This is a genomic window from Limimaricola cinnabarinus (assembly GCF_002723615.1).
Classification (GTDB): domain Bacteria; phylum Pseudomonadota; class Alphaproteobacteria; order Rhodobacterales; family Rhodobacteraceae; genus Limimaricola; species Limimaricola cinnabarinus_B.
This window is the reverse complement of the sequence record NZ_KZ304969.1, coordinates 1-15322: the sequence shown is the minus strand read 5'-3', so window position 1 is coordinate 15322 and position 15322 is coordinate 1. Positions and strand designations below refer to the sequence as shown.

15 protein-coding genes are annotated in these 15322 nt (G+C 71.4%); 8 read left to right on the top strand and 7 right to left on the bottom strand.

What is annotated here, in order from left to right:
* Window positions 1-127 precede the first annotated feature (127 nt).
* On the top strand, window positions 128-2914 hold the full coding sequence (locus CJ301_RS14695; protein ID WP_099278136.1) for a glutamine-synthetase adenylyltransferase: 2787 nt from the start codon (window positions 128-130) through the stop codon (window positions 2912-2914).
* Complete coding sequence (locus tag CJ301_RS14690) at window positions 2911-3177, top strand: hypothetical protein (RefSeq protein ID WP_099278135.1); 267 nt, start codon at window positions 2911-2913, stop codon at window positions 3175-3177. Before CJ301_RS14695 ends, CJ301_RS14690 begins: the two co-directional genes overlap by 4 nt.
* Window positions 3178-3196: 19 nt before the next feature.
* Here the strand turns inward: CJ301_RS14690 and eda are convergent, their stop codons facing one another.
* Window positions 3197-3838 carry a bifunctional 4-hydroxy-2-oxoglutarate aldolase/2-dehydro-3-deoxy-phosphogluconate aldolase gene (eda, locus tag CJ301_RS14685; RefSeq protein WP_099278134.1) on the bottom strand — a complete coding sequence of 214 codons (642 nt, stop codon included), beginning with the start codon at window positions 3836-3838 and terminating at the stop codon, window positions 3197-3199.
* Between the two features lie 104 nt (window positions 3839-3942).
* On the opposite strand from eda, the gene CJ301_RS14680 reads away from it, so the two are divergent.
* Window positions 3943-4545, top strand: coding sequence for a hypothetical protein (locus CJ301_RS14680; RefSeq protein WP_099278133.1), 603 nt, complete (start codon window positions 3943-3945; stop codon window positions 4543-4545).
* Here the strand turns inward: CJ301_RS14680 and edd are convergent, their stop codons facing one another.
* Window positions 4546-6348, bottom strand: a complete 1803-nt coding sequence (gene edd / locus CJ301_RS14675; protein ID WP_099278132.1) for a phosphogluconate dehydratase — start codon at window positions 6346-6348, stop codon at window positions 4546-4548.
* A 181-nt stretch (window positions 6349-6529) separates the two neighbouring features.
* Between edd and CJ301_RS14670 the strand changes: the two genes are divergently transcribed.
* A complete protein-coding gene (locus CJ301_RS14670; RefSeq protein WP_099278131.1) occupies window positions 6530-7738 on the top strand; it encodes an RSP_2647 family RNA methyltransferase in 1209 nt (402 codons plus the stop codon).
* Window positions 7735-8295 (top strand): RSP_2648 family PIN domain-containing protein, encoded by a 561-nt coding sequence (locus tag CJ301_RS14665; protein ID WP_099278130.1) that lies wholly within the window; start codon window positions 7735-7737, stop codon window positions 8293-8295. The genes CJ301_RS14670 and CJ301_RS14665 overlap by 4 nt, the downstream gene beginning before the upstream one ends.
* On the opposite strand, the gene CJ301_RS14660 is transcribed toward CJ301_RS14665, so the two are convergent.
* A complete protein-coding gene (locus CJ301_RS14660) occupies window positions 8292-8975 on the bottom strand; it encodes a M48 family metallopeptidase (protein ID WP_099278129.1) in 684 nt (227 codons plus the stop codon). The genes CJ301_RS14665 and CJ301_RS14660 overlap by 4 nt on opposite strands.
* Before the next feature lie 170 nt (window positions 8976-9145).
* Between CJ301_RS14660 and CJ301_RS18820 the strand changes: the two genes are divergently transcribed.
* On the top strand, window positions 9146-9304 hold the full coding sequence (locus CJ301_RS18820) for a hypothetical protein (protein ID WP_162620551.1): 159 nt from the start codon (window positions 9146-9148) through the stop codon (window positions 9302-9304).
* 12 nt (window positions 9305-9316) lie between these two features.
* Here the strand turns inward: CJ301_RS18820 and CJ301_RS18990 are convergent, their stop codons facing one another.
* The gene (locus tag CJ301_RS18990) at window positions 9317-9487 is read right to left on the bottom strand and encodes a hypothetical protein (protein WP_099278128.1); all 171 of its coding nucleotides are present in this window, start codon (window positions 9485-9487) and stop codon (window positions 9317-9319) included.
* Window positions 9488-9899: 412 nt separating this feature from the next.
* On the opposite strand from CJ301_RS18990, the gene dksA reads away from it, so the two are divergent.
* Window positions 9900-10322, top strand: a complete 423-nt coding sequence (gene dksA, locus CJ301_RS14650; protein WP_099278127.1) for an RNA polymerase-binding protein DksA — start codon at window positions 9900-9902, stop codon at window positions 10320-10322.
* Window positions 10323-10326: 4 nt separating this feature from the next.
* Complete coding sequence (locus CJ301_RS14645) at window positions 10327-11514, top strand: FAD-dependent oxidoreductase (RefSeq protein ID WP_099278126.1); 1188 nt, start codon at window positions 10327-10329, stop codon at window positions 11512-11514.
* Window positions 11515-11557: 43 nt separating this feature from the next.
* Here CJ301_RS14645 and CJ301_RS14640 read toward each other — a convergent pair whose 3' ends face one another.
* From CJ301_RS14640 to CJ301_RS14630, 3 genes are all read right to left on the bottom strand, one after another.
* On the bottom strand, window positions 11558-11890 hold the full coding sequence (locus tag CJ301_RS14640; RefSeq protein ID WP_099278125.1) for a hypothetical protein: 333 nt from the start codon (window positions 11888-11890) through the stop codon (window positions 11558-11560).
* 400 nt (window positions 11891-12290) lie between these two features.
* Window positions 12291-13073: an exodeoxyribonuclease III gene (gene xth / locus CJ301_RS14635; RefSeq protein ID WP_099278124.1), complete on the bottom strand. Its 783-nt coding sequence runs from the start codon at window positions 13071-13073 to the stop codon at window positions 12291-12293.
* A 62-nt stretch (window positions 13074-13135) separates the two neighbouring features.
* Window positions 13136-15322 (bottom strand): PBP1A family penicillin-binding protein (locus CJ301_RS14630; RefSeq protein WP_099278123.1); only part of this gene is annotated, 2187 nt, incomplete at its 5' end.

Genomic DNA, 15322 nt, shown 5'->3' with positions numbered 1-15322 from the left:
GATGGGAAGCGGCGGGGCGGGCTGCAAGGGGTGATGTGAATGTCTTTAACATTTTTCTCTCCCTTTCCCGTTCCGCCGGCATCGCGGAGCGATTGACGCCCCACGCGCGGCGCGCCACGGTCCGGTCATGACCGATCTCGCCTCGCGCCTGCGCCGCGCCCCGCGCCCCCTCGATCCCGACAAGGCCGCAGAGGCCCGCCAGCTTTGCGGCTGGGCCGAGCCCGCCACCGCCGAGCTGATCGGCGGCACCGCCGGGTGCAGCCCCTATCTCGCCGGCCTGATCGGCCGCGAGCATGGCTGGCTGGAGGCCGCCTGCGCCGATCCCGAGGGCGCGGTCGCCGCCGAGCTTTCGGATCTCGGGGGCCACGATCTCGCGGCGCTGGGCCCAAGGCTGCGGCAGGCCAAGCGGCGCGTGGCGCTGATCGCGGCGCTGGCCGATCTGGGCGGGGCCTGGCCCTTGGAGGAGGTGACGGGCAGCCTCACCCGGCTGGCCGATGCGGCACTTCAGGCCGGGCTGGAGACGCTGATCGCGCCGCAGATCGCGCGCGGCAAGCTGCCCGGCATGACCGAGGCCGATATCGAGAGCGGCGCGGGCATGGTGCTTTTTGCCATGGGCAAGATGGGCGCGCATGAGCTGAACTATTCGTCGGATATCGATCTCATCTGCCTTTACGACGAGACCCGCTACGAGGGGCTCGACCAGCATGAGGCGCGCAGCGTGCTGGTGCGGGTGACGCGCAAGCTCGCCGCGCTGATCGGCGACATCACCGGCGAGGGCTACGTGTTTCGCACCGATCTGCGGCTCAGGCCCGACGCCGCCGTCACGCCGGTCTGCCTGTCGATGGGCGCGGCCGAGCAGTATTACGAGAGCGTCGGCCGCACATGGGAGCGCGCGGCCTGGATCAAGGCGCGGCCCTGCGCGGGCGATCTCGCCGCCGGGGCCCGCTTCAACGAGACGCTGCGCCCCTTCGTCTGGCGCAGGCATCTCGATTTCCACGCGATCCGCGACGCGCATGACATGCGGCTCAAGATCCGCGATCACAAGGGGCTTGGCGGCGCGCTCAGCCTGCCGGGCCACGACATGAAGCTCGGCCGTGGCGGCATCCGCGAGATCGAGTTCTTTACCCAGACCCGGCAGCTCATCTCGGGCGGGCGCGATCCCTCCTTGCGCGTGCGCGGCACGGTTCAGGGGCTCGACCGGCTGGCGCAGGCGGGCTGGATCGATCGCGACACCGCCGAGGCGCTGACCCGGCATTACCGCGCGCATCGCGAGGTCGAACACCGGGTGCAGATGATCGGCGATCAGCAGACCCACAAGCTGCCTTCCTCGGAAGAGGGCTTCGAGCGGCTGGCCGCCTTCATGGGGCGCGATCTGGCGGAGCTGAAATCCGAGCTGACCGCGCGGCTCGAAGAGGTGCATGCGCTGACCGAGGATTTCTTTGCCCCCGGCCATGCGCCCGCCGAGGCGCCCGAGTTCGGCGAGGACGTGACCGCGCGCTGGCCCGGCTATCCGGCGCTGCGCTCGGACCGCGCGGTCGAGATATTCGACCGGTTGCGCCCGGAGATCCTCAAGGCGCTGTCGGAGGCCGCGCGCCCCGAGGAGGCGCTGGCGCAGTTCGACGCCTTTCTCGCCGGGCTTCCGGCGGGGGTGCAGCTTTTCTCGCTGTTCGAGGCCAACCCGCAGCTCACCCGGCTCATCGTCGACATCTGCGCCACCGCGCCGGGGCTGGCGCAATACCTGTCGCGCAATTCGGGCGTGCTCGACGCGGTGATCGGCGGCGGCTTTTTCGCCGACTGGCCCGGCGTCGATGCGCTGCGCTCGGAGCTGGCCGGGCTTCTGGCGCGCCAGCCCGATCACGAGGCGCGGCTCGGCGCGGCGCGGGTCTGGGCCAAGGAGCTGCATTTCCGCATCGGGGTGCATCACCTGCGCGGGCTGATCGACGCAGGCATCGCCGGCCGCGAATATGCCGAGCTGGCCGAGGCGGTGGTCGCCGCCCTCGTGCCGGTGGTGATCGACGAGATCGCCCGCCGCCATGGCCCGCCCCCGGGGCGCGGGCTGTCGGTGCTGGCGATGGGTTCGCTCGGGGCGGGGCGGCTGGCCTCCTCCTCGGATCTCGACCTGATCGTGATCTACGACGCGGCGGGGGTGGAGGCCTCGGACGGCCCGCGCCCGCTTGCCACGCGGGCATGGTATGCGCGCTTCACCCAAGGGCTCATCACCGCGCTGACCGCGCCGATGCCCGACGGACGGCTCTACGAGGTCGACATGCGGCTGCGCCCCTCGGGGCGGCAGGGGCCGGTGGCCACGGCATTGCCGGCCTTTCGCGCCTATCAGCAGGACGAGGCCTGGACCTGGGAGCACCTGGCGCTGACCCGCGCGCGCGCGGTGGCGGGCGAGCCGGGGCTTGGCGAGGAGATCGAGGATTTCCGCCGCGACCTCATCGCGCAGAAGGCGGACGGCGAGACGGTGCTCGCCGATCTGGCAGCGATGCGGGCGCGGCTGGCCGAGGCGCGGCCCGCCTCCCATGGCTGGAACCTGCGCGACGGGGCGGGGCGGCTTCAGGATGTGGAGCTTTTCGCCCAGAGCCTCGCGCTGCGCGCGGGCTCGGCCGGGCGCGAGATCACCGCGCAGATCGAGGCGGGGCGCGCGGCGGGGCTCGTCGATGACGCGGGCGCGCGGGCGCTCGATCACGCGGCGGCGCTGTTTCGCGGCGTGCAATGCGTGGCGCGGCTGCTGACCGGCGGCGGGCCTCTGCCCGAGGACCCGGCCGAGGGCGGCGCGCGGGTGATGCTGCGCGAGAGCGGCTGCGAGACGCTGGACGATCTGCGCCGCGCCCTTGACGCGGCGGCCGCGCGGGCAGAGGAGGTGATCGATCGCGCCTTGCAGGGCGCCCGGCCGGGAGAGAACGGATGAGCGACGAGATTGACCCCAAGGGGCTGGTGCGCGAGGCCTACAGGATCGAGGGGATCACGCCGGGCGAATGCCGGTCGATCTTTCTCGACTGGGCGCTGTCGCTGCCCGAAGGGCTGGAGCCCGCCACGGCGATCCGGCGGCTGCTCGAGCGTCATGCGACCGCGCCCGAGGGGCATCCGATGACGGCGGTGCTGGTCGAGGGGCTGGGCAATGGCGCCGCGGCGCGGCGGCGCGGCGGGCGGGCGGGGCGCGCAGCAGTCTAGGCCGCCACGCGCCGCCGTCTCAGCGCGGCAGCGCCGCGGCCTCGGCGGCGAGGCGGGCGATCCCGGCCCAGTCGCCCGAAGCCACCATCTCCCTGGGCGCGACCCAGCTTCCGCCGACGCAGAGCGTGTTGGAGAGCGCGAGATAATCGGGCGCGTTCTTGAGGCTGACGCCGCCGGTGGGGCAGAACTTCACCTGCGGGATCGGCGCGCCGATCGCCTTCAGCGCGGGCACGCCGCCATTGACCTCGGCCGGGAAGAACTTCTGCACCGTGTAGCCGCGCTCATAGAGCCGCAGCACCTCGGAGGCGGTGGCGGCGGCGGGCAGGAGCGGCAGGTCGTTGGCCTCGCAGGCGTCGAGGATGCGCTTCGTGGCACCGGGGCAGACGCCGAATGTGGCCCCCGCCTCCTTGGCGGCCTCGACATCATCGGGCGTCAGAAGCGTGCCCGCGCCGACCACGCCGCCCTCGACGCGCGCCATTTCGCGGATCACCTCGAGCGCCGAAGGCGTGCGCAGCGTCACCTCGAGCGCGGGCAGGCCGCCCTCGACCAGCGCGCGCGCCAGATCGGCGGCATGGGCGGCATCCTCGACCACCAGCACCGGGATCACCGGGGCGAGGGCGCAGACCTTGGCGGTCAGTTCTGAGGCATGTTCGGGGGTCATCGCAGGGTCCTGTCGTCTTGGGGGTGAAAGGGGGTTTGGAGGCTCGCCGTTAACGGGAGATTAACGATTTCGCGCAAATCTGGGCGGGCTGGAGGAGGAAGGCAATGCCGCGCGAGGGTTTCATGGGTCTTGCCTGCGCGGCGGTCCTTGCCGGATGCGGCGGCGGCGGGCAGGTGGCGGACCTGCCGCCGCCGCATTTCGATCGCGCGGCCTTTGGCCGGCTTCTCGACCGCCCGGCGGCGTTCGACCTGCCGCGCGGTGGCAGCGCCCGCTACGAGGGCGGCTTTGCCGCCGATATCCGCGAGGCCGACATCACGCCCAGCGGGCGGATCGAGGGCGGGCTGACGCTCGATCTCGATTTCGCCAATGCCAGCACGGTGCTGCCCGTGGAGGGGCGGCTGCACGACATCTCGGGCGCGTTTCTCGGCGAGGCGGTCGCCATTGACAGCCTGCCACTCGTGCCCGGGCAGGGCAGGCTGGCGCTGACCCGCGACGGCGCGCGGCGCAGCGGCGAGGTGGCGGCGGGCTTCGGCGCGGAGCTGCCGCTGGCGGGGGAAAGCCGCCGGCTCGACATCACCATCGAGAGCCCGCTGCGCGGAAGAGGCGGGCGGGTGCTGGCGGGCGAGGTGTCGGGCACGATCCTCACCGCGCCCTACACCGATCAGCCGCATGTCCTGACGGGGCAGTTCCACGCCACCACCGAGTGATCAGACCACCACGGTCGCGCCATAGGCGCCACCGCCGACATTCTGGCGGAACACCTCGAACAGCTCGCGCCCGACGCCGTTGCCATTGCCCGCCAGATCGGCGGGGGCGGGCTCGCGACCCTCGAGGCTGGCAAGCACCTCAAGCGTGCCCGCGGTCGCGTCGAGCCGCATGAGATCACCGTCGCGCACCAGCGCGATGGCCCCGCCATCGGCGGCCTCGGGGGTGACATGGATCGCCGCCGGCACCTTGCCGCTCGCCCCCGACATGCGCCCGTCGGTGACCAGCGCCACCTTGAGCCCGCGATCCTGCAGCACCGCCAGCGTCGGGGTGAGGTTGTGCAGCTCTGGCATGCCGTTCGACTTTGGCCCCTGGTAGCGGACGATGACGATCGTGTCCTCGGTGAACTCGCCGTTGCGGAAGGCGGTCTTGACCGCTTCCTGATCGTGAAAGACCCGCGCCTTGGCCTCGATCACGTGGCGCTCGGGTGCCACGGCCGAGATCTTAATCACCGCCCGGCCGATATTGCCCGAAAGCTGGCGCAGGCCGCCGGTCTTCTGGAACGGGTCGGTGGCGGGGCGCAGGATCTTGTCGTTGAGCGTCTCGCCGGAGCCCTTGGCATAAGCGACACGGCCCTCGGAAAGCTTGGGCTCGTGGGTGTAGAGCTCCAGCCCCTCGCCCGCAACGGTGCGGGTGTCGGGGTGCAGGAGCCCCGCGTTCAGCAGCTCTCCGATCATGTAGCCGAGGCCGCCCGCGGCGTGGAAATGGTTCACGTCGGCAAGGCCGTTGGGATAGACCTTGGCCATCAGCGGGGTGATCGCCGACAGCTCCGCGAAATCCTCCAGATCGAGGATGATGCCCGCCGCCTTGGCCATGGCGGGCAGGTGCAGCACGAGGTTGGTCGAGCCGCCCGTCGCCATCAGCCCGACCATGCCGTTGACGAAGGCGCGCTCGTCGAGCACGTCGGAGGCGGGCGTGAACTCGTTGCCCAGCGCGGTGATCTGCGCCGCCCGCTCGGTGCCCGCCACCGTCAGCGCGTCGCGCAGCGGGGTGTTCGGGTTGACGAAGCTCGCGCCGGGCAGATGCAGCCCCATGAACTCCATCAGCATCTGGTTGGAGTTGGCGGTGCCGTAGAAGGTGCAGGTGCCCGGCCCGTGATAGGAGGCCATCTCGGCCGCCATCAGCGCGTCGCGGCCCACTTCGCCTGCCGCGAATTGCTGGCGCACGCGGGCCTTTTCGTCATTGGGCAGGCCGGAGGTCATCGGACCGGCGGGCAGGAACACCGCCGGGATATAGCCGAACGTCGCGGCGGCCATGACGAGGCCGGGCACGATCTTGTCGCAGACGCCCAGATAGACCGAGCTGTCGAACACGTTGTGCGACAGGCCGACGGCGGCGGCCATGGCGATCACGTCGCGCGAAAACAGCGACAGCTCCATGCCGGTCTGGCCTTGGGTCACGCCGTCGCACATTGCCGGCACCCCGCCCGCGACCTGCGCCGTGGCCCCCGCCGCGCGCGCGGCCTCGCGGATCAGCGCGGGATAGGTCTCGAAGGGCTGATGCGCCGAGAGCATGTCGTTGTAGGCGGTGATGATGCCGATGTTCGGCGCGCGGCCGGTGGCGAGCGCGTCCTTGTCCTCGCCGGTCGCGGCATAGGCATGGGCCTGGTTGCCGCAGGTCAGATGGGCGCGGCGCGGCCCTTCGGCGGCGGCGGCGCTCATCCGGTCGAGATAGGTCCGGCGCGGCCCTTCGCTGCGGGCGCGGATCCGGTCGGTGACGGCTTCGAGCGTGCGGTTGAGGGCCATCTGGCAGCTCCTGTCGTAAATCGGGGTCGGCCCGGCGTTAGCACGCTTCGTTAGCGCTAACAACCTTTGCGCCGGGCGGCGGGGCGGCAAATGCGGCGCTTGGCGGGGAAACACGGGGGCAGGTGGCGCGGTTTCACGCGACATGGCTTTTCGTGGCGCGCGGGGCGGGGTAGGAGGGCGCATGACACCCTTCCCGCACCTCCCGCCCTATCCCACTGTCCGGCTGATGCCCAAGGCCGATGCCCGCGCGGTTCGCCACGGCTTCCCTTGGGTCTTCGCCAACGAGATGGTCCTCGACCGCCGCACCAGGAAACTGGCGCCCGGCAGCCTCGCCGTGCTTGAGGATGCCGAGCGACGTCCGATGGCGGTGGTCACCGTCAACCCGGACTCGAAGATCGCCGCCCGCGTGCTCGACCGCGACCCGGAGGCGGTGATCGACGGCGACTGGATCGCCACGAGGCTCAGCGTGGCGCTGCGCCACCGCGAGGCGCTGTTCGACGCGCCCTTCTACCGGCTGGTGCATGCCGAGGCCGACGGGCTGCCCGGCGTGGTGATCGACCGCTTCGGCGATATCGCGGTGCTGCAGCCCAACGCCGCATGGGCCGATGCGGGGGCCGAGACCATCGCCGACGCGCTTCTTGCCGCCACCGGCATCCGGCGGGTCGTGCTCAACGGCTCGGGCCGCGCGCGCGGGCTGGAGGGGCTTGGCGAGGAGCTGCGGATGCTGCGCGGCGACGCGCCCGAGGGGCCGGTCGAGGTGCCGATGAACGGGGCCGTCTACATGGCCGACCTGATGGGCGGGCAGAAGACGGGGCTGTTCTACGACCAGCGCCCGAACCACGCCTTCGCCGCCGGGCTGTCGCGGGACGCGCGCGTGCTCGACGTGTTCTCCCATGTCGGCGGCTTCGGCCTTGCGGCGCTGGCGCGGGGCGCGGCCTCGGCACTTGCCGTCGACGGCTCGGCCCCGGCGCTGGATCTGGCGCGCCGCGGCGCGGAGGCCTCCGGCGTGGCCGACCGCTTCGAGACCCGGCAGGGCGACGCCTTCGACACGCTCGCGGCGCTCGACAAGGAGGGCCGCCGCTTCGAGGTGGTGGTCTGCGATCCGCCCGCCTTCGCGCCGTCGAAACCGGCGCTGGAGCCGGGGCTTCGGGCCTATGAGCGGATCGCGCGGCTGGCGGCGCCGCTTGTCGAGGAGGGGGGCTATCTGGTGCTGTGCTCCTGCTCGCATGCCGCCGATCTCGCCAAGTTCCGCGCGGCCTCGGCGCGCGGCATCGGCAAGGCGGGGCGCCGCGGCGCGATCTGCTACACCGGCTTTGCCGGGGCCGATCACCCGGTGCTGCCGCAGCTCGCGGAGGGCGGCTATCTCAAGGCGCTCGTGTTCCGGCTGTGAGGGTCCTGCTCGACGCTTGCGTCCTTTATCCCACGGTGATGCGCGAGCTGCTTCTGGGCTGCGCTTCGAAGGGGCTGTTCGAGCCGCGCTGGAGCGCGCGGATCTCGGAGGAATGGGCGCGGGCGGCGGCACGGCTGGGGGCCGGGGGCGAGGCGATCGCGCGGGGCGAGATCGCGCTTCTGGCGTCGCGGTTTCCGCGCGCCGAGATCGCGGCGCACCCCGAGCTGGAGCGGCGGCTCTGGCTGCCCGATCCGAACGACATCCATGTGCTGGCCAGCGCGGTGGCGGGGCATTGCGACGTGATCGTGACGATGAACGCCAAGGATTTTCCGCGCGGCATCCTTGCCGAAGAGGGGCTGAGCCGGGCCGATCCCGACAATTTCCTGCTCGGCTTGTTCGAGGCGAGCCCCGGCCCGGTGGGCGAGGTCACAGCATCGGTGCTGGCCGAGGCGTCGCGGCTTTCGGGCGAGGACTGGACCGCGCGCAAGCTGATGAAGAAGGCGAGGCTGAACCGCTTCGGCAAGGCGGTGGAGGCGGCGGGGTCGGCGGCGGGCTAGGCGCCCAGCCACTTCGCCTCGTTATCCGAGATCGCCTTGAGCCGCGCTTCGGTCTTGGGGTGGCTCATCAGCCAGGCGGGGGTGGCGCCGCCCGCGCCCGCCATCCGGTCGAGCTTCGACAGCAGCGATTTCTGCGGGCCGGTGCCGAAGCCCGCCTTGATCATCAGCGCCGAGGCATAGGCGTCGGCCTCGTATTCATCGACCCGGCTGAGCCTTGCCGCCACCAGCCGCGCGAGCCCGCCCGCGATCAGCCCGCCGAAGCCGGGGATGATCCGCGACAGCACGGCGGCAAGCGCCGTCCTGAGCGCGTTCTGGGCCGAGAAATCCACCATCCGGCGGCGCGAATGGCCCAGCGCGACATGGCCCAGCTCATGCGCCACGACGCTGGCGATCTCCTGCGGCGTGACCTCGCCCGCGGCGAACTTCTGCAGGAAACCGCGCGTCAAGAAGATCCGCCCGTCGGGGGCGGCGAGCCCGTTGACCGGGGCGATCTCGTAGACATGGACCTTGATCCGCGGCAGATCCAGCGCCTGGGCGAGCTTGTCGCAGACCGCGCGCAGCCGCGGCTCGGCCAGCTCGGTCGATTGCGCATCGAGCGCGCGGCGCGTGCGCCAGGCCGAGACCTGGTAGACCGCGAAGCCGTAGAGCAGCGCCAGAATCAGCGGGGAGAATTTCAGCATTGTGGCAATATGGTGTCCCGAATGAGGCGGAGCAACCACCGTCTCTGGGGGGTCACATGCGGCTGTCACGCCACAGGTTGCGTCAAGTGTGATTAACCGGGCAGGAACCGAATCCGGGTTATTGGTATTGTCTAGTCATCAGGGGGGTTGTCCAACTGAATGAGGCAACCATGAATTTCGATCAGTTCGACCGACAGACACGAGACTCCGCGCTGCGCAAGGCTTTCCCGGTCGAACGGGAGACGCCGGACAGGCTGCGCCAGCTGCTCGACCAGCTGGCCGCGCATGGGCGGGATGCGGATCACCGGGAGGGGGAGCGGGCGCGGTGAGCCCGCTCGCCCTCAACCGCCGAGCCGGCTGAGCAGCAACAGCAGAAACAGGCCCAGGATTCCGAGCGCGAGCGCATGCGCCGCGCCCCATTGCGCCATGTCGGCCGTACCGCCGCCATGCCGCTTGGCGCGCCAGGCGCCCAAGAGCGCGCCGATCAGAAGACCGGTGAGGGGGAGGATCATCGCGGCTCTCCGAAGATGGGGCGGCCCGATCCGGCCGCGCGGTTCCCCCTAGCGCGCGGGCCGCGCGCTTGTCCAGCCGGGCGGCTTGCGGCGCGGCGCCGCAGCGGGCGGCGCCACACTGTGCACGGCCGGGCAACGCACCGTCACGTTCAATTGTCGCGCGAAACGTGCTAGGTTGGCCCGACTACCGCCGCGTGTGCGGCCAAGGGTAGGGGCGCGCGGTGCCATCGGGGCGGCCGCGCGGCGAAAGGCCTGATTTTCAAGCCGTCGGCGCCAGTTGCCGCAGCGACACGACGGTGCAGAAAACAGGGTGACAGGAGGTGACGCAGGGAGTAGGAGAGCGGCATACAAGGGTACGCCGGTCGCGGGGTGGAATTGGGGACCCGGCGCTGGCCCTTCAACGGGAGCACACATGAAAGCCGAGTCATTCCTTACCGACGACTACCGGCCCGCCGAGAACGAGCCGTTCATGAACGACCGGCAGCTCGAATATTTCCGCCGCAAGCTGCTGGCGTGGAAGACCGAGCTGCTGTCCGACAGCCGCGACACCATCGAGGGCATGAAGGACGCCACGCGCAACATTCCCGACGTCGCCGACCGCGCCAGTGAGGAAACCGACCGCGCGCTCGAACTGCGCACGCGCGATCGCCAGCGCAAGCTCGTCTCCAAGATCGATGCCGCGCTGCGGCGGATCGAGGAGGGCGAATACGGCTATTGCGAGATCACCGGCGAGCCGATCTCGCTGCGCCGGCTCGATGCGCGGCCCATCGCCACGATGAGCCTCGAGGCGCAGGAGCGCCACGAGCGCCGCGAGCGCGTCCACCGCGACGACTGATCCCGTGACGGCACCGACCCGGCGGATCGCGGTCGCGGGCGCCGGGATCGGCGGGCTGACCGCCGCGCTCTGCCTTGCGCGCGGCGGTCATGACGTCACCCTCTACGAGCGGGCACCCGCGCTGCGCGAGATCGGCGCGGGGCTTCAGATCACGCCCAACGGCGCCGCCGTGCTGGAGAAGCTGGGCCTCGGCCCCGCGCTCGACGCGGCGGCGATCCGCGCCCGCGCCGTCTGTCCCACCGACGGGCGCTCGGGCCGCGCCATCGCCCGCTTCGCGCTCGATGGCGGCGCACATCCCTACAGGTTCATGCATCGCGCCGCGCTGGTGGCGCTTCTGGCCGAGGCGGCGCAGGCGCAGGGCGCGCGCATCGTCACCGGGCGGCGGGTGACCGGCGCCGATCCGGCCGCGGGGCGGCTCGATTTCGAGGATGGAGAAAGCATCATCGCCGATCTGATCGTCGCGGCGGACGGGCTGCGTTCGGCGCTGCGTCCGCTGGTCGCCGATGAGGGGGCGGGCTTCACCGGGCAGGTCGCCTGGCGCGCGATGCTCGACGATCCCGGGGCAGAGCCCGAGGCGCGGATCTGGATGCTGCCGGGTCGGCATGTCGTGACCTATCCGCTGCCGGGCGGGCGGCTCAATCTCGTGGCGGTGCGCGAACAGCCCGAATGGGCGCCCGAGGGCTGGGACCATGCCGACGATCCGGCGCGGCTGCGCGCGGTGTTCGAGGATGCGGCACCGGCGCTGCGCGGCCTGCTCGACCGGGTCGGTGAGGTGCGGCTCTGGGGCCTGTTCCGCCATCCGGTGCCCGGGCACTGGCATGACGGGCGGCTGGTGCTTCTGGGCGATGCCGCGCATCCGACGCTGCCCTTTCTCGCGCAAGGGGCCAATCTGGCGATCGAGGATGGCTGGGTGCTGGCGCGGGCGCTGGCCGGAGCGCCCGATCTTGGCGTGGCGCTGGGGCGCTACACGCAGGCGCGCGCGCCGCGGGTGCGGCGGGCCATCGCGGCGGCGCAGGCCAATGCGCGCAATTATCACCTTTCCGGCCCGGCCCGGCGCATCGCCCATGCCGGGCTCGGCGCGATCGGCCGGTTTGCGCCTGCGCGCTTTACCGCGCGCATGGCCTGGCTTCATGCGCATGACGTGACACGCGACATGCCCGCCGCCATGGCTGGCGACGGGCATGAAAGCTGAGCCGGACGGTGCGGCGCCCCCCGGGGGGCGCCGCGCATCGGGATCAGTCGAGCACGCGCAGCTGGCGGGTCGCGGTGACGTTGCCATTGTCGTCGTAGAGCACGGCGAGCACGTTGCTGCGGAACGGCTTGTGGGCCAGCTGCACGCGCACGTCGCTGACGAGGCCGGGGCGCACATCGGTGCCGCCGAGCGAAACCGCATCGGACAGGCTGGAGCCGTCGAGGATCTCGACGCGGCCGCCATCCTGCGAGCGCAGGGTGTCGATCTCGACGAAGCTGGCGGCCTCGACGCTGCGCTGGGTGCCGAAGTTGTTGGCGGCGGCGAAGGCGGGAGCGGCGGTGGCGGCAACGAGAGCTGCGAGAATGAGGGACTTCATGGTCTTTCCTTTCGAAATGCCCCCGGGGAGGTGGGGGCGCGGATCTTGATTTCGGCGGCCGGTGGGCCGTCTCGTGCAATCGATTTGGGACGCCCCTCGCTGCTCCGCCTTGCGCGGCCCGGCCTCTTGCCACATCCGGCGGCAAACCCGGCCAGAAAGGGGCCAGCGAATGCCGGGTGACGGGGTCGGGCGGCGCCCGTGACGGGCTGTCCTATGGGTCGTCGTTTCGATGAGAGGGAGATAGGCGCGCCACTTCGGGAACGAAATAGCGCGTTATGTGCGCTCCCGGCGGGCATGCTGTGCGCCAAGGGACTGTTGTCGAATGAATAAATCGGAGGGGCATGCAAAAAGGGCGCGCGGCCCCCGCCGCGCGCCCCGTCATCTCGCCGTCGCCGGTCGCTCAGGCGTCGAGTTCGACCCAGACCGGCACGTGATCCGAGGGCTTTTCGCGGCCGCGCAGCTCGCGGTCGATCCAGGCGTCGCGCATCAGGTCCGCGGCCTGCGGCGAGAGCAGCAGGTGGTCGATGCGGATGCCGTTGTCGCGCTCCCATGAGTTGGCCTGGTAATCCCAGAAGGAATAATGCCCCGGGCCGCGCATCCGCGCGCGGAAGGCCTCGGTGAAGCCGAGGGTCTCGATCCGGCGGAAGGCGGCGCGGGTCTCGGGGCGAAACAGCGCGTCGTCGCGCCACGCCTCGGGCCGGGCGGCGTCCTCGGCCTGCGGGATGACGTTCCAGTCGCCCGCCAGAAGCGCGGGCTCCTCGAGCGCCAGAAGCGCCTTGGCCCGCGCGTGCAGCCGCTCCATCCAGGCGAGCTTGTAGTCGTATTTCGGCCCCGGCGCCGGGTTGCCGTTGGGCAGGTAGAGGCAGCCCATGCGCACGGGCCGCGTCTCGCCCATCACCGTGGCCTCGATGTAGCGGGCCTGCTCGTCGGTGTCGTCGCCGGGCAGGCCGCGGCTGACGTCCTCGAGCGGCAGGCGCGACAGGAAGGCGACGCCGTTGAAGCCCTTTTGCCCGTGGGTCTCGACGCTGTAGCCCATGTCCTCGAAATGCTGGCGCGGAAAGGCCTCGTCGACCGACTTGATCTCCTGCAGCATCGCCACGTCGGGCTGTTTTTCCTGCAGCCAGTCCGACAGCGCGCCGATCCGCGCCTTGACGCCGTTGATGTTGAACGTGGCGAGTTTCATGCGGGCATCCTTCAGCTCGGTCCCCCCGGCTTGTAGCAGCCGGGGGCGGGCGGGCAAGCCGCCTAGCGGGTGCAGAGCTTGCGCGGGCCGGAATAGGGCTGGAAGGTGCAGTCCGAGGCGCGGAAGGAGCGGTAGGCGCGCGAGCAGGCGCGCACGTCGCAGGCGGGCTCGGCCTGCGCCGAGGCCGGGCGCAGCCGGTTGGCGGTGCTGGTGGTAACTTCGGTGCCGCGGCGCACCCGCACCGGGGTCTGGCTTTCGGCCGAAGGCGCCTGCGCGGCCCCCGCGCCGCCCGCGGCGAGCGCCACCTTGCGCCAGATCTCGGCCGGAAGGCTGCCGCCGGTGACGTCCTTCATCGGGGAGTTGTCGTCATTGCCGATCCAGACGCCGATCACCAGCCGGTCGGTGAAGCCGATGAACCAGGCGTCGCGGCTGTTCTGGCTGGTGCCGGTCTTGCCCGCGGCAAAGCCGTCGATCGCGGCGCGCCTGCCGGTGCCCTCGGTCACCACCGCGCGCAGCATCGACAGCATCGGGTCGCGGGTGCGGTTGAGCTCGACCGCGTTGGGATCGGCGCCCGAGACCGAGAGCGCGACGCCGGTATCGCCGAGCTTGAGGCTGGCGATGCCGGTGGCGTTGATCGGCGCGCGGCCCGCGAGGATCGCGGCATAGGCCTCGGTCATGTCGATGAGCGACACCTCGGAGGTACCGAGCGCGAGGCTCGGGGTGCGCGTCAGATCGCCCTCGATGCCGAGCTGGCGCGCCACCTCGATCACCTGGTCGATGCCCACCTCCTGCGCCAGCCGCACGGTGGCGGCGTTGAGCGAGCGGGTGAAGGCCTCGCGCAGGCTGACCACGCCGGCGTAGCGGCCGCTGAAGTTCTCAGGGGAATAGCCGTCGATGTCGATCGGCTCGTCGGGCAGGCGGGTGTCGGGGTCCGCGCCCATCACCAATGCTGCAAGGAACACCGGCAGCTTGAAGGTCGAGCCGGGCTGGCGCAGCGCGTCGGTGGCGCGGTTGAACTGGCTGGCTTCGTAATCGACGCCGCCGACCATGGCGCGGATGCGCCCGTCCGGGGTCATGGCGACGATAGCGCCCTGGCTCGCGCCAAGCTCTGCCCCGCGCTGCGCGATGGCGTTTTGCAGGATCGTCTCGGCCCGGGCCTGAAGCGCCATGTCGAGCGTGGCGGTGACGGTGAGCGGGCCGTCGACGGCGCCCGACAGTTCCTGCGCCTCCTCCAGCACCCAATCGGCGAAATAGCTGCCCGCGCGGGCGGGGGGCGGCGAAGGCGCGAGGCTGGCCATCTCGGCCGCTGCGGCCTCGTATGCGGCCTCGTCGATGCGGCCCAGATCGCGCATCACCGACAGCACCACGAGGCCGCGTTCGCGCGCGCGCTCCAGGTTCGCCACCGGGTTGATGACCGACGGCGCGCGGATCGAGGCGGCGAGCACCGCCGATTGCGCGAGGCTCAGCTCCTGCACGGGCGTGTCGAAGTAAAGCTGCGCCGCGGCGGGCATGCCCCAGGCGCCGGCGCCGAGATAGGTGGAGTTGAGGTAGAGCTCCATGATCCGCTCCTTGCCGAGCTGGCGCTCCAGCCCCAGCGCAAGGACCATCTCCTGCAGCTTGCGCTTGTAGGTGCGCTCGGGGTCGAGATAGAGCACCTTGACCAGCTGCTGGGTGATGGTCGAGCCGCCCTCGACCACGCCGCCCGCCGATATGTTGCGCCACATGGCGCGGCCGATGCCTTCGAGATCGACGCCCGGATGATCCCAGAAGCGGCGATCCTCGATCGCCGCGACCGCCTGCGGCAGATGCCCGGGCATCTCCGATAGCGGCACGTAGCCCGCGCGGTAGGCGCCGCGGGTGAAGAGCGTGTCGCCCGCCTCGTCCTGCACGGTCAGCGTCGGCTCTTCGAGCGGCGGCAGCATGTCGGCCAATGGCAGGTCGCGCACCGCCCAGACGAGGATGCCGCCCGCGGTGACGAGGCCCAGAAGCACGAGGAAGGCGAGGCCGAAGAGCGTGCGCCAGACCCAGCGGGTGGCCCGCACCGTGGCGGCAGGGCGCAGCTTGCGCGCATCGAGCCGGGCGCGGCGGCGGGCGGAGGCGTCGCGCCAGCCCTGCGCCGCGCGCGCGGCGAGGGAGCGGCGGGGGGATGTTTCGGAAGAGGAGGGGGGCGGCGTGTCCGGCGCGGTGGTGTCGCCCGCCGCCTGCGCGGCGCGCAGCCTTGCGGCGGTGGATGCGGCGCCCGCGCCCGC